The 25113-nt window shown below is 46.1% G+C and carries 15 protein-coding genes; 9 read left to right on the top strand and 6 right to left on the bottom strand.

All coding sequences use genetic code 11. The features are described from left to right. Positions 1 to 140: 140 nt before the first annotated feature. Complete coding sequence (gene trmFO / locus P6574_RS11305; RefSeq protein ID WP_310620384.1) at positions 141 to 1544, bottom strand: methylenetetrahydrofolate--tRNA-(uracil(54)-C(5))-methyltransferase (FADH(2)-oxidizing) TrmFO; 1404 nt, start codon at positions 1542 to 1544, stop codon at positions 141 to 143. A 378-nt stretch (positions 1545 to 1922) separates the two neighbouring features. Between trmFO and P6574_RS11300 the strand changes: the two genes are divergently transcribed. The 3 genes from P6574_RS11300 to P6574_RS11290 are packed head-to-tail and all read left to right on the top strand — an operon-like array spanning position 1923 to position 4501. After that, positions 1923 to 2357 carry a hypothetical protein gene (locus P6574_RS11300; protein ID WP_310620383.1) on the top strand — a complete coding sequence of 145 codons (435 nt, stop codon included), beginning with the start codon at positions 1923 to 1925 and terminating at the stop codon, positions 2355 to 2357. A 37-nt stretch (positions 2358 to 2394) separates the two neighbouring features. Beyond that, positions 2395 to 2547 (top strand): hypothetical protein, encoded by a 153-nt coding sequence (locus tag P6574_RS11295; RefSeq protein WP_310620382.1) that lies wholly within the window; start codon positions 2395 to 2397, stop codon positions 2545 to 2547. Continuing rightward, entirely contained in the window at positions 2534 to 4501 is a 1968-nt protein-coding gene (locus tag P6574_RS11290; protein ID WP_310620381.1) for an alkaline phosphatase D family protein, read from the top strand. The genes P6574_RS11295 and P6574_RS11290 overlap by 14 nt, the downstream gene beginning before the upstream one ends. A gap of 96 nt (positions 4502 to 4597) precedes the next feature. Here the strand turns inward: P6574_RS11290 and P6574_RS11285 are convergent, their stop codons facing one another. Beyond that, positions 4598 to 9391, bottom strand: a complete 4794-nt coding sequence (locus tag P6574_RS11285; RefSeq protein ID WP_310620380.1) for an autotransporter domain-containing protein — start codon at positions 9389 to 9391, stop codon at positions 4598 to 4600. Between the two features lie 676 nt (positions 9392 to 10067). After that, positions 10068 to 13667, bottom strand: coding sequence for an urea carboxylase (gene uca / locus P6574_RS11280; RefSeq protein ID WP_310620379.1), 3600 nt, complete (start codon positions 13665 to 13667; stop codon positions 10068 to 10070). Positions 13668 to 13975: 308 nt separating this feature from the next. Between uca and P6574_RS11275 the strand changes: the two genes are divergently transcribed. Together P6574_RS11275 and P6574_RS11270 are read left to right on the top strand one after the other, a co-directional pair. Next, on the top strand, positions 13976 to 14962 hold the full coding sequence (locus P6574_RS11275) for an ABC transporter substrate-binding protein (RefSeq protein ID WP_310620378.1): 987 nt from the start codon (positions 13976 to 13978) through the stop codon (positions 14960 to 14962). Positions 14963 to 14981: 19 nt separating this feature from the next. After that, positions 14982 to 17711: an ATP-binding protein gene (locus P6574_RS11270; protein ID WP_310620377.1), complete on the top strand. Its 2730-nt coding sequence runs from the start codon at positions 14982 to 14984 to the stop codon at positions 17709 to 17711. A 165-nt stretch (positions 17712 to 17876) separates the two neighbouring features. Here P6574_RS11270 and P6574_RS11265 read toward each other — a convergent pair whose 3' ends face one another. Beyond that, a complete protein-coding gene (locus P6574_RS11265) occupies positions 17877 to 18887 on the bottom strand; it encodes a nitrilase-related carbon-nitrogen hydrolase (protein WP_310620376.1) in 1011 nt (336 codons plus the stop codon). Positions 18888 to 18995: 108 nt separating this feature from the next. On the opposite strand from P6574_RS11265, the gene P6574_RS11260 reads away from it, so the two are divergent. Together P6574_RS11260 and P6574_RS11255 are read left to right on the top strand one after the other, a co-directional pair. Beyond that, positions 18996 to 19310 carry a putative quinol monooxygenase gene (locus P6574_RS11260; protein WP_310620375.1) on the top strand — a complete coding sequence of 105 codons (315 nt, stop codon included), beginning with the start codon at positions 18996 to 18998 and terminating at the stop codon, positions 19308 to 19310. 142 nt (positions 19311 to 19452) lie between these two features. Beyond that, positions 19453 to 20259, top strand: a complete 807-nt coding sequence (locus P6574_RS11255) for an SDR family NAD(P)-dependent oxidoreductase (protein ID WP_310620374.1) — start codon at positions 19453 to 19455, stop codon at positions 20257 to 20259. A gap of 123 nt (positions 20260 to 20382) precedes the next feature. Here the strand turns inward: P6574_RS11255 and P6574_RS11250 are convergent, their stop codons facing one another. After that, on the bottom strand, positions 20383 to 21615 hold the full coding sequence (locus tag P6574_RS11250; protein ID WP_310620373.1) for an NAD(P)/FAD-dependent oxidoreductase: 1233 nt from the start codon (positions 21613 to 21615) through the stop codon (positions 20383 to 20385). A gap of 32 nt (positions 21616 to 21647) precedes the next feature. Further along, complete coding sequence (locus P6574_RS11245; protein ID WP_310620372.1) at positions 21648 to 22292, bottom strand: TetR/AcrR family transcriptional regulator; 645 nt, start codon at positions 22290 to 22292, stop codon at positions 21648 to 21650. Positions 22293 to 22400: 108 nt separating this feature from the next. Here P6574_RS11245 and P6574_RS11240 point away from each other — a divergent pair, with 108 nt between their 5' ends. Together P6574_RS11240 and P6574_RS11235 are read left to right on the top strand one after the other, a co-directional pair. Further along, entirely contained in the window at positions 22401 to 24278 is a 1878-nt protein-coding gene (locus P6574_RS11240; protein WP_310620371.1) for an acyclic terpene utilization AtuA family protein, read from the top strand. Then, on the top strand, positions 24278 to 25081 hold the full coding sequence (locus P6574_RS11235; protein ID WP_310620370.1) for an enoyl-CoA hydratase/isomerase family protein: 804 nt from the start codon (positions 24278 to 24280) through the stop codon (positions 25079 to 25081). The genes P6574_RS11240 and P6574_RS11235 overlap by 1 nt, the downstream gene beginning before the upstream one ends. The last annotated feature ends 32 nt before the right edge of the window (positions 25082 to 25113 follow it).

The following is a 25113-nucleotide window of genomic DNA, read 5'->3' as shown; positions in this document are numbered from 1 at the left end:
GGATATATGCACTGACAATGAGCTGAAGCGGTCGCGTGGGTTTTGTTGTTTGAGACTTTGTATAAAGAGTTAAAGTAAATATCGTATGCGAAAAAATTTGCCCCGCTGTGCAATTGAGGTCTCAGCGGGGCTTATTTGTATCAGATGCTCTTGTCAGACATCCACGCTTTGAAATCTTCCAAGCCGCGGCGGGCCATTGCTTGCTTTTTGGCGCGGGATTTGTCCTTGCCTCTTAACCGCTTTCCATCTTCTGCTTTTGGCATTTCGTCCAAGGGTGGGAGTAAGCCAAAATTAATATTCATTGGCTGGAACGAACGTGGTTTGCCGCTTTCCTCATGCACCAAGTGGCCACCTGTAATGTGCTCGATAAGCGCTCCACATGCACTTGTGACTGGAGGAATATCAAAGCTCTTTTCCAAAGCCTCGTGTGCCGCAAAAATACCGGTCATGCATCCAATCGCTGTGGATTCAACATAGCCTTCACAGCCGGTAATTTGCCCGGCAAAGCGAATATGTGGTGCAGCTTTCAGGCGAAGAGTTTCGTCCAGAACTTTAGGGGAGTTCAAGAACGTGTTGCGATGCAGTCCACCAAGGCGCGCAAATTGCGCATTTTCCAAGCCCGGGATCATTTTCAATATTTCGGATTGGGCTCCGTATTTCAGCTTTGTCTGAAACCCGACCATATTGTAGAGGGTCCCAAGAGCGTTGTCCTGCCGGAGCTGAACAACGGCGTAGGCTTTGATATCAGGCTGATGAGCGTTGGTGAGCCCCATGGGTTTCATTGGACCATGGCGAAGCGTTTCTCGGCCTCTTTCTGCCATAACCTCGATGGGAAGACAGCCATCGAAGTAGGGGGTGTTTTGTTCCCATTCCTTAAAGTCCGTTTTTTCTCCAGATATAAGAGCATCAATGAATGCTTCATACTGCTCCTTGTCTAACGGACAGTTGATGTAGTCCTTACCATTGCCGCCGGGGCCAACTTTATCATAGCGCGATTGGAACCATGCCACATCCATATTTATGGAGTCTGTATGGATAATTGGAGCGATTGCATCGAAGAAGGCCAAGGAATCTTCACCGGTAACCCGTAGAATGTCTTCACTTAGGCTGGGAGAGGTTAGCGGGCCAGTTGCCAGAATGACTTTTCCCCATTCCTGCGGTGGAATGCCAGAAACTTCTTCTCGGCGAATTTCTACATTCGGGTGCTCTTCAAGTGCTGCTTGTACGCTGTTGGAAAACCCATCTCTGTCAACGGCAAGGGCACTGCCCGCTGGAACTTTGTTTGCATCGGCACTTTTCATGATCAAAGAGCCAGCATTACGTAACTCTTCGTGCAATAAGCCTACAGCATTGTTTTCAGCATCGTCAGAACGGAATGAGTTGGAACAAACCAGCTCTGCCAGACCGTCACTTTTGTGCGCATCAGTTTTTCTTTGTGGGCGCATTTCATGAAGTACAACGTTGAGGCCTCGTTGGGCAATCTGCCAAGCTGCTTCACTTCCGGCTAGTCCGCCGCCAACCACATGGATAGGCTTTTGTGTCATAGAAGATCCTATTTTAAATGTTCTTTTCGGCCTGCATGTCGTCATACTTCGTGGTGCAAAAAAACGTCAGCCGCATGAAAAATACAGGTAGTTGGCTCCTGCTTACCCTGAGAGCTTGATGCATTCAATCATCGGCTCCATTAATTCCCAAGTCTGACCAGTTTGAGCGGGGTCTATTTGGCTTATCGAATCCTAAAAAGTGGGTTGCCAGTCCTCTTATTTGCTTTGGGCTGCGCTGGATGTTCCATAACGTCAGAACAAGAAATTGCAGCGTGGTATGGTCAAATGGGCGCGCGGGAAGGCAAGCAGGACAGAGTTTATATATGTCACGGGTTCGGCTGCACTTATCACTCTTCTGTACATTTTTCAAAAGGCGATATGGCGCAATTGCGTACGATTTTTGCTAAAGGAGGGGAAACTCCCGAATTGGAGCGGCAAGCAATATCGAATGCAGTCAGTTGGCAAGAAAAGCGGGTTGGCAAATTGATTGGTTCTTCAGATGATTTAGGTGGACTGGATATCTACAATGCTGGGGTTCCTGGACAAATGGACTGTATAGATGAAGCTGCAAATACGACAAGTTTACTCGTCTTTTTGCAGTCCAAGAGTTTGTTAAGGCACCATATTGTTGAAAGGCCGCAAACCAGAGGGTATTTTTTTGATGGCAAATATCCTCATGCCACGGCTGTTGTTCGCGAGAAAATGTCTGGTCAAAAGTATGTCATTGATAGCTGGCGGCTACCAAACGGTAATCCGCCAGATATTATGCTGCTCACTGTTTGGTCAAAAATAAAGGCTTCGGACCTAGAATAAATAATGAGCCGTGCCCTAGACGTTCTGAAACAGTAAAATGTTGCGGTTACTTAGAAAACGTGTGCGTGCAGGCTTGATGTCTGCTGTGGGAAGACCAAGTAAGAGTGAACCTTATTTTAACTTGAAAATAAAGAATGCCTTCAAGGCTCAAAATTATAAAAAGGCACTTACACTTCATGGCAAAGCCTAAAAGTCTTCCCGCTGTTCTTGCTGGTCCGATATTGAGAAGGCTCCAACCAAAACGTCTCACATTTTGGCTCGCCACTCGCGCAAGGGCAAAGGTTCGGATTGAATTGTTTCCAACTGAAGCACGAGAGCAAGTCTATGAAATCTTACCGGAAGAGGAGGGGGGCTGCTGCATCGCAGCTGGTAGAAATCTTTATTATATTCTTATTGATTTGCCGTTGGACGCCGCATTGCCTACAGAAAAGTGGATTGCCTATCGACTTTCTCTCTTCTTGGAGGATGATCAGGAAGGTGGCTGGCAAGATCACACCAATTGGGCACCAGACTTATGTTACGAACAGCAGACGTTGCCGGGTTTTATCCTTAGTCAAAATGTTAGAGCCCTGCTCCACGGCTCCTGTCGTAAGCCTCATCACGATTCCACGGATGGGTTGGTTCTTGCCGATGACTATCTTGCAAATAGGGTAGATGGTGTTGTTCAAGAAGGGCCAACACATTGTCAATGGCCTGCGGCTCTGGTGATGAGCGGTGACCAGATCTACGCTGATGATGTAGCGGGACCTGTGCTTAGAGCAATTCACGGTCTTATACAGTGGCTTGGTTTTGAAGATGAAGACTTGTCTCAGCTGGACAGTAAGGCCCCAATAACGGGTACTGACTTATATAAGCATAAAGATACCTATTTTAACCGCGAGAGCTTTCTTCCGAATTCTAAAGCTGGAAAAGCACTTGGTTTGGTTCTTTTTAAAGGTGCCGAAAAGCCAATTTTTACATCAGTTCATGCGCGTAACCATCTGATCACCCTCGCAGAGTTCTTTTGTATGTACTTATTAGTCTGGTCACCAGCTGCATGGGAAGTTTTATCGCCTGATGAACCTGAGGGGTTAAGTCCCGCGGACCTTGAACTATACAGAAATGAGCAAGGTATCTTACAAAACTTTATTGAAGGATTACCAGCTGTACGCCGACTTATGGCGCACTTGCCTGTGGCCATGATCTTTGATGATCATGATGTTACGGATGACTGGAATTTAAACCGCAATTGGGAGGACGCAGCGTATGGGCATCCCTTTTCAAACCGTATTATTGGAAATGCACTAGCTGCCTACTTTCTCCATCAAGGTTGGGGAAACCGTCCAGAAGCCTTTTCCATGACAGAGATATCAGGCTTACAGCACTCCCTCGCAAACCCAGGGGGGCAGGACCATACAAATTTTGAGAGGCATTTGTTTGCATTTGAAAACTGGGATTATCATTGGGCTACAAAGCCGCCTCTTGTGGTTCTGGATACACGAACCCGCCGGTGGCGCTCAGAGCGTTCTGGAGACAACCCGTCAGGCCTGCTGGATTGGGAAGCTATAACGGACTTACAAAGGGAATTGAGGGGGCAGGAAAGTGTCCTATTGGTTTCCGCCGCTCCCATCTTTGGAGTGAAGCTCATTGAAACCCTACAAAAGCTAATGACGTATTTGGGAAAGCCCCTTGCTGTAGACGCGGAATACTGGATGGCCCATCCTGGCACTGCGGAGGGTATTTTGAATGTATTCCGTCATAGAAAAACTCCAGAACGGTTCACGATCTTATCTGGCGATGTGCATTATTCGTTCGTTTACGATGTGGAGTTGAGGGGGCATTCCGGTGGACCGACAATATGGCAGGTTTGCAGTAGTGGTATTAAAAATGAGTTTCCCAAGAAGCTTCTTAACCGGCTGGATCACTTGAACCGATGGCTTTATGCACCTCGCTCTCCCTTGAACTGGTTTACACGTAGGCGCAGAATGCGGGTCATACCCCGAAAGCCGGTTGGGACACCTCATGGACAAAGATTGCTCAATCAAAGCGGAATCGGAGTTATTGAGTTTGATAAAAAGGGCGGACCAATAAAAATTGCCCAACTGGTCGCAAAAGGGGAAGAGGTTGAGTTTTCGAGACGTGAAAATGAGGCTCGTTGGGATTAGACCGCATTACAATTATTAGTAGAATACTCGACTTTATCTGACACCGTCCCCTTTCAGCTGAACTAAAAGAGGACGGTGTTATCTCTATCTGGTTACCTAGAAACGTACTCTCAGCTCGGCTTGTACACCATTATCCGTGGTTCCATCTCCAAACCGGCCATCATATGCAACGCCAAGGCTCCAGTTCTCACGGATCTCACCCTCAAAGCCTGCACTTATCCAGACAACGTCGCGAGCAAGCGGTACCCCTTCGATGATTTGTTCTGCACTTGTATCATGACGGTAGGAGTTGCGGGTTTTCGAAGTGTCTTGTCCCGCCGTATGCTGCCAACCTGCTTCGGCAAAAATACTCAGAGCGTGATCGGAGATTTCAAACTCCCTTTGTATCCGGGCTCCTAGAGTTGTGAAGAAAGCAGTTTGCGTATCTGGATTAACAACTTGAGAAGTGTTACCTCCGCCTCCCTCTGTGAAGCTGTTTGCTGATTGGGCAACAAAGGCTCCACTAACGAATGGAATAAAGACTGCGTATGGTGTCTCAAACAAGTAGAACACATCACCATAAACCTGAATGGTATTGGCTATATAGGAGCCACTATCTTTTTCATAAATAGTGTTAACATCGACTGTTCGGTCAACATCAAGGAAGTTAGCAGTGTAAGCCGTTCCCAATCCAAGACGCAGGTTATTATAGCTGTATTTTCCGTAGCTACCCAAGTGCAGCATATTGTTGTCAGCATTAGAGCGGCGCGCATCCACGTCATAACTGGCATAGCCATACCCAGCTAATAGACCAATGCTTAAGTCCTCAGAAACACTGCCATCGACACCTACAAAAAAACCACCTGTATTCCGGGAAATTTTAGCGGCGTTTCCATTTCCGTCCCATTCACCCCAGGAGCCATAACCTCGTGCCCAGGACGTTGCTTCTCCCTCTCTAGCATTACTTTGAGCAGCTAAGCGAACAAAGCGGCTGTCTTGCAGCATTACAGAAGTTAAGGACGCATAAATTTCACCGCTTACATCATTAAGTGCGTCGCGGGCTTCACTCTCAGGCAAAGTGTGTATAGCAATATAGACTGGATCATCTGTTCCCAGCTCATCGACTGCTTCTGCTGCCTGATACTCGTTTGAAGTGCGGGCAACATACGTAACCGGAATATCAAAGTTATAAATTGAGAGATCTGTTCTGGTATCGCCGTAGGCGACCACTGGATATAGTGAATCTTGGTTTATGTATATATCACCAAACTCTCCAGAAATTGATTCACCTTCCAGTATTGTATAGTTCTCTTCCCACCCGTAATCTGAACCGATCGCAGAAATAGCGAGATTGGAATATGTTCCAATATCAATCTCCCCCCCTGCATCAACCAAGCTTTTCCGCCCAGCTGAATTTATATTGATTTCATATATACTTCCGGCCCCTAAAGTAAGATCTCCACTCACTCCTAACGAACCGAATACGCGTCCGGGTGATAGTACGCCACCGTCAAAAACTGTCGCTTCCCCAATAGTTCCTGTTCCAGACAAACGGCCTTCGTTTAGAACATAAAATTGCCCTTCAGCTTCTCCTCTTATATCCAGTTCCCCTCCTTCGATATAGGTCGTAACAGTCTCGTCCCAGATGTTCCCTTGTTTTGTTTTTCCATTTTGTACAAGAACTTGCCCAGTTCCCTCAATAGCGAATCCCAACTCATAGTTTCGTCTATTGTGATTTAAGAGGATTTGGCCACTTCCGTCCCCAAAAACTACTCTTGCGACATTAAGGTCACCGGGGGCAACTGCTGTAGCTCCTTCAAAACTACCCAAGTTGAGAAGTCCTGTACTGCCTTCCATCTTGGCCAAATAAAGAGTGCCCTCTCCGTCACCAACGGAAACAGTAGCCTTATTGCTGATGGTGAGTTCGCCTAAACCATATTGTCCGACAGTTAGACTGTCACTACTTTCCCAATGGGTACCTGCATCAGTTACACGTACTGGTGCCATGCCGTAGTTACCAATAATTGAAGTAACACTGTTTACGCGTGCGCGGTCTTCAATGGTTAAGAAGCCATTCCCTTCATCTCCCACCACAAAGAAACCTGTTGTTTTCCAGGATCCGCCAGAGATTAAAGCATTCCCTTCATTATCTATGATACCATCATCACTGGATACGTCACCCGTAATAGTCAGAGTAGAGAAGCCTTCCGCTAGTAGGTCCCCTGTAATGTCAATTGAACCACTTAGCGTGGTGTATCCGAAGGTAGTAAAGATATCGCCATAACCTGTTATATCCAGATCAAAGCTATAGTTATCAGATGTATGATTGAAGTATAAAGCTTGGTAGCCATTTTGAGAGAAAACAATATTCTTAGCATTAATCTCGCCTGGAGCGAAGGGAACATCGTAGTCATTCGAGCCAATAAAAATGGCTCCTTCGGAATCCATGCCACTACCTGAGTAAATGGTTCCATCTCCATCTTCAACAGTAAGAGTTGCACCATTTCCAAGTATGAAACTTCCTTCCCAAACTTGAGCAATCTCTACCGGACCATCCACATTAATATTTGTGTTCTCAGTAGTGGCGTTGAATACTCCGGCGTCCATACCGAAGTAACCTATGCTTATGTCACTTTCAGCATTGATGGTGCCCCCGTTGCCAGTCATGTAGAGGGAGCCTGTGGTGTTTATACTTCCAAGTATGTTTGTTGTACCGTTGATGTGTGTAACGGACCCTTGCCCCGTTATTTCTGGGTCAAAGTCATAGGAGCGGTTTAGGTGGTTGAAATTAATGGATGAGTCTACTGAGGCGAGTTTCACTTTCTCAGCATTGATATGGCCCGCTCTGCGGGGGACGAGGTCTATAGAAGATCCAATGTAGACTGTACCGACCCCATTGGTTCTCCCGCCGACCTGTAGTGTTCCAGTTCCGTTTTCAACTGTAACTTCACCGCCTTCATAGATCGCGAGGGTTCCTTCCCCCCTTTTTCCTACGGCAAAATCAAACCGGCTGTTCAGTTCGGAATTTCTGCCGTACACATCCACATGACCGGCGGAGTGTCTGGAGTTGCTTATATAAATATTATCTGCGGAGACAGTCGCCCCATCGGAAACTATAAGGGTTCCCCTGCCTTTTTCACCAACAGTGAGGTCAAACCGGGTGTTCCAATTGGCATCCTTTCCAGTTGCCTCCACATATGCATGCTTGAAGCGCTCAAGTGAAATGGTACTCGTGTCGTTGACCAACTCTTCAACCAATATCATTCTGCCGCCGTAGACATCTACATCCCCCGTAATACTGCTGTCGCCCGAAAAGAATGTTCGACCTGAATGATGAGCGATGTCACCACTACCAAGTATATTTGTGTAGATGTAGGCGAGTTCCGAGGTGTGGTTGAAATTGAGTAAGGCATCGCCTGAGCCCATAACTAAGTTTTCAGCGTCCAGATAGCCAGCAGCAGCCGGACTGTCTCCAACAGCGCTACCTATGTTCACTGTGCCCGTTGATCCTTCAAACTCTGCGACATTGATTGTACCTGCACCTCCATCGACTTCGAGTTCAGCACCATTCCCGAGTGTGAAGGTACCATTTGCGAACTGAGCAATATGCACGGAGCTGGCTACTTCAATTTTAGTATCTTCAGTGGTCGCATTGAATACTCCAGCCTCCATAGCAAAATAGTCTATACTTATGTCACTTTCAGCATTGATAGTTCCCCCATTGCCAGTCATGTAGAGAGAGCCTGTGGTGTTTATACCTCCAAGTATGTTTGTGGTTCCGTTGAGGTGCATAACGGATCCTTGCCCAGTTATTTCTGGATCAAAGTCATAGGAGTGGTTCAGGTGATTGAAAACGAGGGATGAATTAACTGAGGCAAGTTCCACTTCTGCAGCATTGATGTGGCCTGCTCTACGAGGGAAGAGGTCTGTAGATGAACCAATATAGACGGTGCCGACCCCATTGGTTCTCCCTCCGACCTGTAATGTTCCAGTGCCGTTTTTGACTGTAACGGTACCATCTTCGTAGACCGCGAGGCTTCCTTCGCCCCTTTTGCCTACGATTAAGTCAAATCGACTGTTCAGTTCGGATCTTCTGCCGTACACGTCCACATGACCAGCTGAATTTCTGGAGTTGCTAATGTAAATATTATCTGCACTGACAGTTGCCCTATCGGAAACTTTAAGTTCCCCTGTGCCTTTATCACCAACAGTTAGGTCAAATCGGGTGTTCCAATTGGCGTCCTCGCCAGTTGCCTCTACAGACGCATGCTTGAAGTGCTCAAGTGAGATGGTACTCGTGTCGTTGACCAACTCCTCAACCAATATCATCCTGCCGCCGTAGACATCCACATCCCCCGTAATGCTGCTGTCGCCCGAAAAGAATGTTCGACCGGCATGGTGAGTAATATCACCACTACCTAGGATATTTGTATAGAGATAGTAGAGTTCCGAGATGTGATTGAAATTGAGTAAGGCATCACCGGCGCCCATAACCAAGTTTTCAGCGTCCAGGAAGCCAGCAACGACAGGATTATCGCCCACAGGGTTACCTATATTCACGATACCTGTTGAGCCAGCATACTCTGCGACATTGACGGTACCATTTCCGCCATCGACAATTGTTGTGCTCTTATCCAATAAAGTGAGAGTTCCTGCCCCTTCAACCCCAACGAAAACACCTTCATTGTTAGTCCAGACAGTATCTTGTCCTAGGGTTACAATTGTACCGTTAGAACCTTCGGTTAGACCGATATAGGCATTGTCGTCCTCAAAGTTGTGGTTGATGACGAATGTTCCACTGTCGACGATAATATCGGAGGTCGCGAAGGGGGCGGATATAAGCGTATGTGGAGTAATAGTGGAGTATGAAGTCCCTGTATTACCAATAGATATTGAGCTTCCTCTGTTCACCGTTAGTGTCCCGCCCCCTCCATAGACACTCCCGACACTATATGGGCGTCCAGAACCGTAAGAGCCTCCACCGATCATAAGTGTGCCTGTGTTACTGAAAGTACTTCCATGACTAAGGTTAAGTTGCTGCGACCAAGTGTAACTGGTGTAAGAAAAGAAAGATGCAGTTAAAGCAATCAGAAACTTGCAGCCGAACTTCGGAGTAAGCGAATTGCTTATGGGAGGGAGGGGAGGTCTTGTAATTGGGTGCATAGTGTTCACTTTACTGTCAGTGTGTGATCCTACGGAGAATTACAATGAGTTTGATTGTGTTGTTTTGTTGTAATCAACTGATCTATATTATTTGAATTAAATAACATTAGTATAATACGTCATATTTCTTGAAGTTGAATCTTGTATTTATTGGTATAATTGACGGTTATATTTAATTTGGTGTTATTTAATTTTGTGGTTATAACAATGCTAAGTGAACTAGTACCCTGTTTTTTAATCTGGTTACGATGTTTGGGAGAGTTATTGTCTGTTTTGAAAAGGAGACTGTGGATAGCTGCTACAACAATGTAAGGTATCTTTGATGAACTGTCGGTTGACGGAGGTTGTGAAGTTCGAAATTGAGTCTCACGAGGATGTACGCCTATCACAGCAGTCGTCTGGACTTGGTCAGTGCTTTGATAATTCAGTAATTGCTATAGCTAATAATAGGCTGCCCGCCGGTTACTATCTCACCGGGTTGGACTAGTATGTGTTCCACCAAACCGTCACATGGAGCCGATACTTTAATTTCCATTTTCATGGACTCTAAAATCGCCACGGGCTGCCCTTCACAGACGACCTCTCCCTTACGCACCAGCATTCTCCATAGAACACCAGAAATTTGCGCTTTTGTGGCAATTCCAGCGGGTAGAGTTTGGTTGTTTAGGGGCGCAGTTAGTTTTTGTGGTTTGTCATCATTTATGGTGCTGTTCTGGCCCCAGCGTCGTCTTTCTTTTTTAAAGGCTTTTCGCCTTTTGTGTTCGAAGGCTCCAATGGCTTGCTTATTTTCCTCAGTAAAACGATTGTAATCTGTTAAGTTAAAGTGGCTGTGTTCAATCTTGATCGAATAGTCTCCATAGGGAAACCCAGCCCTTGCGTCCTTCAGCTCCGCCTCATCAACTTTGAAGAACTTAACTTGGTCAAAAAAACGAAGTAACCAGGGTTTACCCTTTTCGAATGCAGTTGTTGCTCGCCACTTATTCCATACCTGAATTGTTCTCCCAACGAGTTGATAGCCTCCAGGCCCTTCCATTCCATAAATACACATATAAGCGCCTCCAATTCCAACAGCATTCTTGGGGGTGGAAATACGGGCGGGGTTATATTTGGTTGTGACCAACCGGTGGCGTGGGTCCAGTGGAACAGAGAGGGGAGAGCCAAGATAAACGTCACCGAGCCCCAACACGAGATAGGTTGCCGCAAGAACTGTGTTCTGTACCTCATCTTGATCTACAAGCCCATTTATTCGTCTGATAAACTCAATGTTTGAGGGACACCAAGGAGTGTTTGCTCTCACTCCTTCTTCGTATTTGCGGATTGAGTGCTGAATGCTTGTGTCATTCCAGCTCATAGGTAAATGGATGATGCGGCTGGGTATTTGCGAAAAGACTTCTTCACCGAAAGCCTCGTTGGCGCAAGAGAGTGTATCCACTAACTGGGAAGTACTAATCTGTGTTGAATCGAAATGGATCAAGAGAGTTCGTACGCCAGGAGCTAAGTCAATTATCCCGGGAATCTTGGATACTCGCAGCCACTCTTCAAGAATATGGATCTGAAAACGATAGTTTAGGTCTAGGGAGCTATCCCCAACGGAGACCAATATATTTTCATCACCAGCGAGCCGTATCTTCCATATATATCCATACACCTCCAACTCTTTGAGAATGGGCGACGGGTCCTTATTTGTGCTTGCTATGCTTACTGTTTTTCTTTGCTTTTGCAGAAGCTCAATCTCTTGGTTTTGTTGTCGTAGGAGCTCATTTGCTTGAGTACAGTCGAGCCTGTGAAAGGACACCTTGTCTCCTGCCTTGAGTTGTCCAAGCTTCCACATGTCAGCTTTTATGACGGTAATGGGACAAACAAAGCCTCCTAAGCTGGGTCCGTCCGGCCCAAGGATGATCGGTAAATCTCCGGTAAAGTTGACGGCCCCAACGGCATAGGCGTTGTCATGAATATTGGACGGATGAAGGCCTGCGTCTCCTCCGTCTTTTCGAGCCCACTCAGGCTTAGGCCCAATGAGCCTTATTCCAGTACGAGCGTTATTGTAGTGCACTTCATAGGAAGACTTAAACAAGCACTTGATTGCTTCTTCGCTAAAATAGTCCGGAGCTCCCTGAGGGCCATAAGTTACAAACAAATCCCACTTATTTACCAGTTTTGGTATGAGTTCGAAGTTGAGGGGAGTACATGTTTTCTCTACTTTATCAGCATTCAGGCTAGCCAATTTTAAGATGGTGCCAGCCTCTAAAGGTGAACCCGTATCACCACCAATATTACCAAGAGGAAAACAGGTGGCACTCCCCAAATAGCGCGGGAGATCGAGGCCCCCCTTTAAAGCAATATAAGTCCTTTGCCCTTGTCCAGTAATACCTCCCATTTTCAGCAGTTGGCCAGCATTGACATAGATGGGTTGCCAAAAAAGGAGGGGGGTATTATCCAGCATTGCTTTCATAGGGGCACCGCCAATGGCGATAATGCAGTCACATCTAAATAGCAGAGTTGGGCCCTCTAGAGTGCACTCTAATCCTGCTGTTCCTTCATCGTTGCCAAGTATTTGGTTGAGCAAGCGAAAGGACAAATTGTCCATGGGGCCGCTAGGGGGAACTCCCACGTTCCATAGGCCCAGACGCCCAGGCCATTCCTGCACCGTTGTCTGTGTTCCCGCCTCAATCACTTCAATCGACTGACTGTGGAACTTGTAGTTCTTTATTGTTTGCGTGGAGAAATTCGCCGCCTTAAAATTCTTGGAAGCCAGAATTTTCTTGAGGTAGGAAAGGTTTGTTTCGAGGCCGTGTAGACGACAGTTTGCTAGGTATTTCAGCATATTGGCAATCGCTGTATCTCGCGTCTTCCCACTGCAAATAACCTTGGCCAATAAACTGTCATAGTATGGGGTGATCACAGTGCCGGTTTCTATCCAGCTGTCTATGCGCGCACTTTTTGGAAAATGCGTTTCAGAAATCTGGCCTGAACTCGGGGCAAAATGATCAGCAGGATCCTCTGCATTTATTCTCACCTCGATAACGTTACCTACTGGGTCCTTAGGTAGCTCATTTAAGGGGAGAGGTGCGCCAAGGGAGTTCAGTATCATCCATTCTATGAGGTCAATACGGTAAAGCTCCTCAGTAATTCCATGTTCAACTTGAATTCGTGTATTTATTTCAATGAAGAAGTATTCATTAGTTGTTGGGGAATAAAGGAATTCAACTGTTCCAATAGAATTGTAATTGATGCTCTTCCCAAGATCAGCAGCAGCTTTTTTTATTGCGGATCGAACTCGCGAAGGCAAATCTGGTGCTGGTGTCTCTTCAACGATTTTTTGTTTTTTTCGCTGGAGCGAACAATCCCGCTCGGCAAAAGTGATGATATTACCTTTTCCATCTCCGAAAATCTGGACTTCTAAATGGCGCAGGTCCGACTTAAATTTTTCCAGAAAAACACGGCTGTCTCCAAAACTGCGTTTTCCTAGTTCCAGTAATGAGGAATAGTTGGAGGCTAGCTCGGTTGGTGTCCGGCAAATACGTAGTCCATGCCCTCCACCTCCAGCTGTACATTTGAGCATGACGGGATAGCCAATCTGACTGGCTGCCAGAGTTGTTTGCTTCAGGTCATGGAGAAGACCAGATCCCTCCAGGACTGGTATTTCTAGACTTTTTGCTATTTCCCGTGCACGGTGTTTTTGACCGCATATTCGGATATGCTCGGGATCAGGGCCGATAAATTTAATTCCATTTTCATTCAGGAGCTGGGCGAAATTCGTATTCTCGCTTAAAAAGCCATAGCCAGGTAAAACCGCTTGAGCCCCCGTCTCTTTGCACGCATGCAGTAAGGAATGCATATTAAGATAGCTTTGGGAAGCGGGGGCAGCACCAATACAATACGAGCTATCTGCATTTCGCACATGTAAGTTGAACCTATCTACCTCGGAATAAACAGCGATAGAGTGGATTCCCAGTTTACGAAGAGTTTTAATTATGCGTACTGCGATTTCGCCCCGGTTTGCAATTAGTATACTTTTATACATATCTGGAGCTGTCCATACTGGAAGTAAATATTTTTACTGGCAAATACAAACATAGTTATGGTTCGTGGGCATGTTAAATCAGTCTATAGTAATAATAAATATAGATAGATTATTCGTGTGTTTTTACATGAATTATATTTTAATTATACGATTTGTTTCGTGATTATCAGTTGTAAGTTCAATTGTGATAAATATTTATGCATAATTTTATCAACTAACTTGTTGTAATCGTAATTTATATATCTGCGTTTATTTCTCCTAAAGAGCATCGGAATACTTTTCTTCCAGTTATTCTGGAGGGTTGAACGTTGCGCATTGTTTTTGAGGTCCCAAAGTTTATTCTTATAGTTGTTGCAATTTTACTGACATCTACTGTTGCTTACGGACAACAACAAAAGACTGTCGTAGTTTCCAGTTGGTCTGGGTATCCTGACAATGTGAAGGGCTTTAAAGATGCGCTTGCTCAGGCAGGGCTGATCGAGGGGCAGACAGTCCAGTTCATAAACCTAACAAGTGGGCCAAACAGTGATAGGCTGCGTCAGGAATTGGAAGCATTGGATGGCGCCAATATTGACCTAGTCTATTCGTTGACCACACCGGGGACTTCGGTTGTTAAAGAAGTCATTCCGAGCTCGGTTCCTATTGTGTTTTCAATTGTCACATATCCAGCAGATTCTGGCCTCATTGAATCTTTCGATTACTCGGGGAATAATCTAGTTGGTACGAGTAACTATGTCCCACTGCGGTATTATGTTGAGTTACTGAACCAAATTCTTCCCGATGCGAGCGAAGCTGCAATCTTTCATAGAACAGGGGAGCCAAACTCAAAAATACAAGCAAGCAACTTAGTGCGGCTTCTAAAAAGAAAAGGCGTAAATGCGGTTGACATTGAAGCTGCCAATGTTGGTGAGTTAAAAAATAAAGCTACTGAAATAGCTCCGGATGTTGATGTCTTTATCACAACGACGGACACCCTCATGCAAAGTGGGGGAGAAGATGCGCTTATTCAGATTTCGCTGGATGAGGGAGTTCCAATTCTCAGTTCAAATAAGTCAGGAATTCAAGCCGGTTCAACTTTTGGACCTGTTGTGGATTTTTACTTCCTCGGGAAAATGGCGGGGGATATGGCTGTTTCAATCTTGAATGAGGGGGTCAGGCCTTCTGACTTGCAATCGCAGCTTCAGGAGCCTCCGCTTACACTATTAAACCGCGATAGTATTCAAAAGCTTGATGTGCAAATAGAGCCAAGTTTGCATGGCCTGATCTATATCGATCAGAACTCATCTAGAAAATAAAGCCCGGAAGTGGACTGATATGCGTCTTGTTCCCAAAATTGTACTTCTTACCACATCGGTCATAGTTGCATCCATGGTTGTCATTGGTTTGTTGTCCTATTCGCGCTCTCGTGATCGAATTTTGGAGCAAACAAAGCTGACTTACAAATTGGAGGCTGACTTTGTAGTACAACGGCTTAAAGATCAGCTTCACTCTATCGAACAAATTGCGGAAGTGATCTCGAAAAACCGAGTTATTCGTCGTGCTTTGGATACAGGGAATAGTCGGGGAGTAAACCAGCAGCTCAATGAAATAATAAAGATATATCCGTTTTTTTCCTATGCTTTGATTGTCGGTTATGATGATGGGGTTTTCGCCGTAAGTACCAGAGATGCTAATGGAAAAGTTGTCGGGAATGAATATCTTCTGGGAGAAAGTATGCCACTTCCTTCTGCCGATGACACACAGGACAGGGGAGTGATTGTTGAGCCGCCGGGCTATAGCTCTTTGAAGAATGACATCAATAAAGACAATATGTTAGTTCAGTGGTTTTATGTTCCTGTATCTGTAGGGAGCCGTACAGTTGGTTGGGTCATACTCAGCTACAGATGGGAGCAGGAAATTGAGAGCTTCCTTCAACAGGCAATGTCCAGCCTGAAGTCCCTAGGACTTCCCGTCAACCAGATCTACATTGAAGAGGGAAGTGGTACTTCACTGGTATCATCATTAAACGGGGCGGGAACAACTTCAGACAGTAGCGAGCTTTTAGTAACCTCCACCCAATTTTTACTAGGCAGCAAGAAGTTCACTCTTGTGCTTACAAGTGAAAGACAAACAGTTCTTCAAGCTCTGCAGAAAGAAGCGCAAGTCACGCTGATTATAACTTTGTTCAGTATTCTACTTGTGGTTACTGCACTAGCACTTCTCTTAAAGAAGATGCTCGTAGAGAGAATTAAAGTACTGGAGCACGGCCACGCGGTTTTGGCCGAAGGGAAGCTGGATACCAGTATTCCTTCCCTAGGTTCAGATGAGATTGGGAGGCTGGGCACTTCATTCAATCATCTTGTTCAATCTTTAAATGAGGCTACTGTCTCAAAGGAGTACGTAAACAACATCATAGATAGTACAGAGGATGGGATCTTAACGGTCACATCAAACAACAAAATTGAGATTTTTAATCCGGCCGCCCAACAGATATTCGGGTATTCACGAGAAGAAGCAAGGGGAATGGACCTGTCTGTTTTGATGCCTGATACGCAGGTGGATGCCTATAAAGTTCTTGGGAATTGGCGAAATAGAGATGATTTGGATGAACCTGAACTCGGTATGCGGAAAGATGGCCTAAAGTTTCCAATGCAGTTTAGCCTTTCCGCTCTAGATGAATCTATTACGACTTCCTATGTGGGTGTGGTTACAGATATCACAGAGCAAATAAAATCCAGAGATCGACTTAATCGCAGTAAGGATGAACTACAGAAGAAAATTCTTGATCTCGATCTTGCGTATCAGGCTCTTGAAAAGAAAACGGTAGAACTAAAGGAAATGGCTGAGAAGCAGACCGTTTTGGCAGTTAAGGCGGAAGCGGGAGAGAAAAGTAAATCAGAATTTCTTGCAACTATGAGCCATGAAATCAGGACCCCGATTTCAGGAATAATTGGATTATCTGAAGTGTTACTTGATGAAATTGTAGATACCGAAGATAAGAATAAAATAAAGATGATTAATTCATCTGGTCATACTCTACTGCGGTTACTTAATGACATACTAGATTATTCAAAAATTGAGGCGAGAAAACTAAAAATCGAGGCTATTGATTTTAGTCTGGAGGATGAGGTCGATCAAACACTCCATATGCTCATGCCGGTTGCCCGTGAGAAAAGGCTTAGTTTGGAGTACTTCTTTGTAGGAGATGTACCAAGACAAATTAATAGTGATCCAGCACGTATTCGGCAAATTATTTACAATTTAGTGGGAAATGCCCTCAAATTTACGAGTAAAGGGGGTGTTCAGGTTAAACTGAGTGCCCGTTTGGAGCAGCAGTTATTAAAAGTTGAAGTTATTGATGAGGGGATCGGAATTGATAGTGAAACTCAGGCGACTTTATTTCAACGATTTCAGCAGGCTGATTCATCCATCGCGCGCAAATTTGGGGGATCAGGGCTTGGTCTTGCTATTTGTAAAAACCTTGCAGAATTAATGTCTGGCGAGATTGGCGTACATAGTGAACTTGGAAAAGGTTCTACGTTCTGGTTCACACTCAAGTATGCCGATGTATCGAAGAATTTCCAAAAAAGTAAAGACCCTAAAGGGAAAACAAAATTCTTTAACCGTCGGACATTGGACGTTTTGATTGCTGAAGACAACTTTGTAATTCAGCAGGTCCTAAAAGAACTACTAAAACCCTTCCACCACAAAATTACGATGGTTGAGAATGGAAGACAGGCAATAGAGTCAGTTCAGTCAAATCACTATGATGTTGTCATAATGGATCGTCGGATGCCGGAAATGGACGGGATGGAGGCTGTGCGGCAGCTACGGAAACTGGGTTATACATCGGATCGCCTACCGGTAGTTGGCTGCACAGCAGATGCAATGAACATACATAAGCAAGAATTTGTGGAGGCGGGTGTCGACTATTGCATATCAAAGCCTATAAAGCTCCCAGAATTGCTATTAGCTATAAATAAAGTACTGGAAGAAGAAGTGCATGTGGCTCTCCAGCCTCCGGAGGAGGGATCTTCCAAAGGGTTGTCTGGAACACTTCACTAGATTTCATAGGGGCCTGTTTTACAGCAGCCACTTCGAAAAGTGGATGTTGGCTTTTGGACAAAAAAGGTGCATACAAACAACTAAGGCGGTGAGTGCTTCTATTGAAACACTCACCGCCTTAGTTGTTAAGTCCCGAGAAAATAACGTTGACCTAGCCTGTACCCATCATTCGGCGGCGGGGGGCACACTGCTGGAGCAAGAAAGGCTTTGCCGCCCTTGTTCGGCTATTTCTTCGGCTGTGTGACTTGGATTGCGATGCCAGCGGTCAGGAATTTGGTCCCAATCTCTATAGATTGTAAAGGGGTTGGTCTTAACCCCATCGGGTGGAACGCCTGTATAACCGCGATGTTTGAGCTGATATAAGTAGTTGTTGGATAGCCTCTTGTCTCTGGCCTCTTCGACAAGGGCGGGGTATAGGTCTGCTTTGGTCATGCCCTCAGCTTCTCCGAGCTGGCATATTATGTTGCCGTCAAAATCGCAGGCCATTGAGCCGCCAAAATATGAGTAGGAGTGGTCTTCTCCAGTGTGATTTACTGCAACCACATAACTTTGATTTTCATAGGCGCGAACTTGGTTGGTAATGCCCCAGATATGATCCCAAGGATACATGTATTTTGCCGTGCGTATAATTACGTTAGCACCTTTCCAAGCGGCTTCCCGTGCGATTTCTGGATAATCAAAATCTGAGCATATGGCGATGGCTAGTTTCGAGCCTTTAGGGCCATCACACACGTTCATTGTTTCACCGGGCGTCCAAGGCTCTTTGGGGCACCATGGGAACATCTTTCTGTATGTCAGAACGACTTCTCCGCCACTATTGATAATTACCATGGAATTATATGGCTGAAGTGCTGGGTCATGGGCTTTTTCAACGATTGAGACGCATAACCAAACGTCTTTTTCCTGAGCGATTTTGGAATACCTATCAGTTTCCGGACCTGGAATTGTGGTAGCTAATTTTAGATGGGATGCATAAGGATCAAAACCGAAGCCATGGGTGCTGTATTCAGGAAAGACAATTAAATCCACACCTGGAAAGCTGGCACAGGCTCGATCAATATAGTCCTTTATGGTGTCTATATTCTGCTGAACTTCTTCACTGTTAGTAGCCGCTTTGGGGGAAAATTGCACCAGAACAACACTCATTGCATCAGGAAGGGGATTAATTGCAGGCATGGTTGGCTCCAATGCTTCTTACGTAACGTTATTTACATACTATCTAGTCCTTATTAAGTTGTATTTCAATGTATTTGGCTGAACTGTTAGTCTTGAGGTGAAGCAGAGGTGAACAAGAGTGTTCTGGTACTTGCGTCTTTTTATCCCAAAAAAGGAATGGAAGAAGCTGTCGGGAAGGTTCTCAATGGAATGATCATTCCATCCCGTGCTGAACGTGGGAATGAAATATATGACCTTTTCAGTGAAACCGGTGAGGATGAGCAAGTTCTATCTTATCATCTTCTCGAAAAATATGTGAGCGCGGCAGCTCTAGTGGAGCATCAAAAAAGTGATCACTATTGTGACTATCGAAAAGCAATTGGCTCACTGCTTGAAAGCCCGATTGGGGTGACCAGATTGAACCCCATTGATGCCCGTATTTGAGCGTCAAAGTGAACCCCTCAAAGTCTTTAGATTATTAGCTGGTAGGAGTTGGTTTGCTAAAACTGTCGCTTCTGTTGGCCTTATTTAAAGGCCTATTGGTATAGTGAAAGCAAACAAGTATAGAAAAGGGCATTGAAGTGTCATGGACCTGCAAATCAAAGGACGTACTGCGATAATATCGGGCAGCAGCCGCGGGATTGGCTTCGCGATTGCCGAGGAGCTTGTTGCCAATGGTGTATCTGTTGTTTTGGTTGCTAGGGGAGCAAAGCCTCTGGAGGAAGCGAAATCCGAGTTACAAAGCCGAAATCAAGCGCAAGTTGAGAGCTTTGCCATCGACATAACTGCTCGGGATGCGGCAGATAAGATTGTTTCTTTTGCCTTAAAGAAGTTTGGTAGTATTGGCATTCTCGTAAACAACGCTGGGCGAGCCCATGCGGGTGGTGTGATGAGTTCTACGGAAGAGGATTGGGAGGGTATGACTGCTTTGAAACTCTCTTCCATGCGACGAATGTGCAAGGCAGTGATCCCAATCATGCAAGCAAATGGATGGGGACGTATTATCAATATGTCCTCAATTGGCGGGATCTACCCGAACCCGAAGCTCCTGATTTCCCACGTGCTGAGTGCTGCCATAAATAACTTAACCAAATCACTTGCATTGGAAGTTGCTAAGGATGGAATTTTGGTCAATGCAATTGGGGTTGGCGCTGTTGCAACTGAGAACTGGGCACATAACATGTTGCCGGCTGTGCGTGCATCAAGGCCCGAGTTGGCGCATCTTTCCGATGATGAGCTGCTTTCACAGGTGTCTTTGGAACTTACTCCGATTGGGCGCCCTGGAAAACCTGAGGAAATTGCATCTATTGCAGCTTACCTATGCTCCAATCGCAATGGCTTCGTAACTGGAGATACGATTGAAGCCTCCGGCGGTGCAGACCGGTTTATGTAGGAACGATCTACTTGGTGACGTAGTATAACCAATGATATGAGCCTTTAAAGTGTAGAAGACAAACAGTTACCATGCAGATGACCTTGAAAAGAGGTCTGGGCTCACATCACTGGAGCCCCATGTTTATAGCCGGGAGGCGGGAGATAAGGCTGCACCTAAGTCAGAGAGTCTACTATCTATTGAACTAGCGAGTATTCGTGCGGTGGTTGGCCCTAGAGTAAACCCTTGGTGGCCATGGCCAAAATTCAAGAATAGGCCGTGATGGTTGGGCACGGGGCCAACGAGTGGCAGCATATCTGGTAAGCAGGGGCGTGTTCCAAACCACTGAGGCTCTTTAATTCGGGGGCCTATTTCGAGCAAGTCAGACAAGCCCGATACCCCGCGCACCAGTTGTTGTGGGTTTGCATGGTCCTCTCGCGAAACAAGAGCTGCGCCGGTTGAAACCCTTAAGCCCTTGCTCATTGTTGCCGCCACGACACCATTATCAACATCCAGAATTGGGCGTTGCAGGGGAACTGGCGCTTTATAATGACCATGATAGCCCCGCTTATATACCATAGAAATACGGTAACCGAGCGGCTTGAGCAGAGCAGGTGACCAAGGCCCCAAAGCAACAACAACGTATTCCGAAGTAAACTCTCCTTCACTCGTCAATACGCGCCAGCCCCTTGTGGACTTTACAAGCTGCTGTACTTGGCAAGTCGCAACTGTTCCGCCTCGCTGAGTGAATAACTCTGCATATTGGCGGGTTAATTGTGCAGGGTTTGAACAACTCCAGCTTTGTTGCCAATGAATTGCACCGGCGGGAGTGTGGGTTAATGCGGGTTCTTCTGTTCGGCATGCTTGGCCATCAAGAACGCGGGACTGGACCCCATATGCGTGGTTCATGCGTTCCAAATCCAAGGCGGCTTTTTCCAGGTCCCGTTCATGGCGATACATGTACCATAAGCCCTGCCGTGTAATTAGATTGTCTGCATGTACAGCCTCAATAAGCGGAGCATGGTCTTTGCACGCGGCTGAAATGAGTTGAGAATAGTTTTGGGCGATTGCAGTGAGGCGTTTGGGAGAGGAGTTGTGAAAATATCGTATTAGAGCTGGTGCCTGTGTAACCACCCCCTTGAGTGTCCAGCTCACATCATTGCTGAGGCCTAGTACGTACCGGGTTAGGGTTGCCAAATCTCGTGGCAGGGCATATGGCTCGGCAGCCTCGGCCTGAATGATGCCGGCATTGCCATAACTGGTTTCCATTCCAGGTTCTCTTCGATCCAGAACAGTAACATGATGACCTCGTTCTTGGAGTGCTAAAGCGCTCGAAATTCCAACCATTCCGGCGCCCAAAACCAGTATATCCGCCAAGGCGATTCCTCTCAGTCCATGCAGATGCTATCTCATGGCTTAGATAAATACGTGCTAATATGCCTTAGGTCCAATTGAGGCTCTAGAAGTTTTGCAAAAGTCCTTATCATTGATTCAATAAATTGCGGAGAGTTTCCAAACTGCTGTTGTAAAATGAGCCCTCGAATAAAGCTACGCAGAATAGTGGAAACGATAACCATTTGGTCTTCTTGGTCGGTTCCCTCCATGTTTTCAGGTACAAAAAACTGGCCTAATTCTTGATCCCACCGAGCCAGTTTATCTTCTATCCGCTGAGCAAGGTTGCTATCAGTGCGACTGGCTAGAATTATCTCTGAAAAGGCCCGCCCTTCTGGCGTATCAACGATTTTGCGCCAATAAGTAATCAGGAGATCTGGCAACTTGCCCGTATCGTTTTCTTGGGGGGGGGCAATTATTTTTCTTGGCTCGCTTTTACGTAGTATTCGCGACAATAGAAAATCGATGGTGCTAATAATCAAGTCCTCTTTGGTCGGAAAGTGGTGCATTAGCGCCCCGCGGCTCACGTCCACACCTTCAAGAACTCGGTTAATAGAAGTCTCCGAATACCCTCGCTTATCCAGAGAATTGATAGTTGATTCAATCAATAACTTACGAGTGGCCATGCCTTTTTGGCGCTTTAAATCGGTTTTTTGTTTCATTGGCACTGTCTCTGTTTGGACATGATCTGAAAAGAATCTCTTGACGTTTATATGCATCTAACAATACCGTACGTATGGTATGTTAAATTAGATTGCAAGGTGGAGATTATGGTAACTCAGTCCAGTCCACATACGAGTGAAGAAAATGGTCATCCTGCAAAAACACTGCGCATTGGCGGCGCCAGTGGTTTTTGGGGGGATTGGCAAGGCGCTACTCAGCAGCTGCTTGCCAATGATCGTTTGGAATTCATCGTTTACGATTATCTGGCTGAAGTAACCATGTCCATAATGGCGAGGGCGCGGGAGAAGGATCCCAAACTTGGGTACGCCGTTGACTTTGTTGATACGGTCCTTGCTCAAAATCTCAAAAAAATTGCAGAATCAAATACCAAGATATTGAGCAATGCTGGGGGAATGAATCCTCTCAGCTGCGGTGAGAAAATTCAGAGGCTGGTTGATCGTGCGGGACTGGATTTAAAAATTGCAGTGGTCACCGGAGATGATCTAACTGCAAATGCCCAAGAATTCTCGGAGGCGGGGACCTTGGAGATGTTTTCGAAAGCTGAGTTCCCCAACCCCAAAAATGTAGTCGGAATTAACGCCTATCTGGGGGCAGAGCCGGTTGTCGCCGCTCTAGAGGCTGGTGCCGATATTGTGATTACCGGCAGGTGCGCCGACAGTGCGTTAACTCTGGCTGCCTGCATTTACTCTTTTGGCTGGGGAGCTCAAGATTATGATCTTCTAGCTGCTGGTAGTCTGGCGGGGCATTTGCTGGAGTGTGGCCTACAGGCCACCGGTGGCAATTTTACCGACTGGGAGAGTGTTCCTGATGCCGTGAATATGGGGTATCCCATTGCCGATATAAAGCCAGATGGCACTATGTTCCTGACCAAAGCGGCCAATACGGGTGGTCTGGTCAGCTTTGGTACTGTTGCCGAACAGTTAATCTATGAAATTGGTGATCCCGCCGCATATCTGCTACCAGATGTCACCTGCGATTTTACATGTGTTCAAATTGAACAGGCAGGAGAAAATAGAGTCCACATTAAAGGTGCCAAAGGGAAACCCGCGCCGAAGGATTTAAAGGTCTCTCTTGTTTCAGCGGATGGCTGGCGTTTGGGTGTACTTTTGGCCTTTGCAGGTTTGGATGCCGCAAAAAAGGCAGATCACTTTGCAAGCTGTGTTTTAGAGCGGGCGAACAATGTACTGAAGAAACTCGGAGCTCCTCCCTATATTGAAATCTCTAAGGAGATTATTGGTGCTGGCAGCCAGCTAGGCACAAAAAATGTCAGCGCAAGTGAAGAGGTAGTTTTAAAACTAGCGGTGCACCATGCTGACCAGCGAGCTACTCAGTTACTACTCAGAGAAGTATCCGGCTTTGCCCTCGGCGGACCTCCGGGCCTACTGCCTTTTAATGGAGGCAGAGCACGTCCGACGCCCGTTATAGGCCTTTTCTCGTTTTTAATTGACCGGAAAGATGTATCTCCCACTGTCACTATGGATGGAGAGACCGTCCCGTTTACCCCACAAGTAAGTGATCTGGAACCTTGCGAAAAGAACGAATCACCTCAGGTGGATATTCTTCCTGAGATAGTGGTGAGGGAACCATATATTTCAGTTCCTCTCGTCGAGCTGGCGTATGCACGCAGTGGCGACAAGGGCAATAAGGTCAATATTGGCATCATTGCCAGAAAACCTGAGTATCTACCATGGATAGCTAAAGGGCTTAGTACTGAAGGTATCTTGGAAGCCTTCGCTCATTTTAGGCCGGAAAGTGCGGAGGTATTCCATCTATCTGGGGTTCATGCACTTAACATTGTCCTCAATGACGTGCTTGCTGGCGGTGGTATATCCAGCTTGCGAATGGATCCTCAAGGGAAGGCCTACGCGCAGGTGTTGCTACATCAATCGATTGTTGTTCCTGAAAAACTGGTTTCCTTGAAGACTATCTCACAATCCCCCTTCGAGATTGAGGAGTTAACCTGATGCTGGATTTGCGTGAGTTTGAAACTATTTTGGCTGAGGTTGAGGATGGTATTCTGACCATTTACTTAAATCAGCCCAAAAAACGGAATGCCTTGTCTCAGACCATGATTGCCGAAATAACATCTGTGTTGGATGAGGTTTCAGATAATAACCGCATACGCGCTATTGTATTCAAAGGGAAGGGCGGTGTCTTCAGCGCCGGGGCTGATCTTGCCAGTTTCCAGAAAATACTCTCGGCAAAAGAGGGACAAAAACCGGCAGCCTTTGAAGCAAACAAAGAAGGTGGACAGTTTTTCTTGAAAGTCCATAGTATGCCCCAATTGACCATTGCCCATGTAGAGGGCGCTGCCATGGCTGGAGGGTTGGGGCTGGCTTGCGCCTGTGACTATATCCTTGCTGAAGAAACCGCGAAGTTTGCTTTTACCGAGACTAGGATTGGCTTACCCCCCGCTCAGATAGCCCCTTATGTTCTTAAGAGGTTGGGGTATCAAGCGGCTAAGAAAATGCTGCTGATGGGGGCTTCAATCCGAGCAAATGAGGCACAAAAAACCGGCTTGGTTGATGACGTCTATGACAGTGAAGCATCTGCGGGAGAAAAGCTGGAAGTCCTGAAAGGGCAAATTATAGCATGCGCCCCTAATGCTTTTGCTGCCACCAAAGCCCTCATAGATAAGGCCGAGAGCCACCGTGCCTCCGCCTTTATTGATGTCGCAGCAGAGTGCTTTGCGAGCGCATTTGCGGGCGATGAAGCGGGAGAGGGAATACGTTCTTTTTTTGAGAAACGAAAGCCCGTGTGGTCATAGATAAAGGGTGAAACGATTGGTCTCTAAAATTT

It is taken from the genome of Pseudovibrio sp. M1P-2-3, assembly GCF_031501865.1.
Classification (GTDB): domain Bacteria; phylum Pseudomonadota; class Alphaproteobacteria; order Rhizobiales; family Stappiaceae; genus Pseudovibrio; species Pseudovibrio corallicola.
Note: the sequence above shows the minus strand (reverse complement) of the source record. Positions and strands in the feature narration are given on the sequence as shown.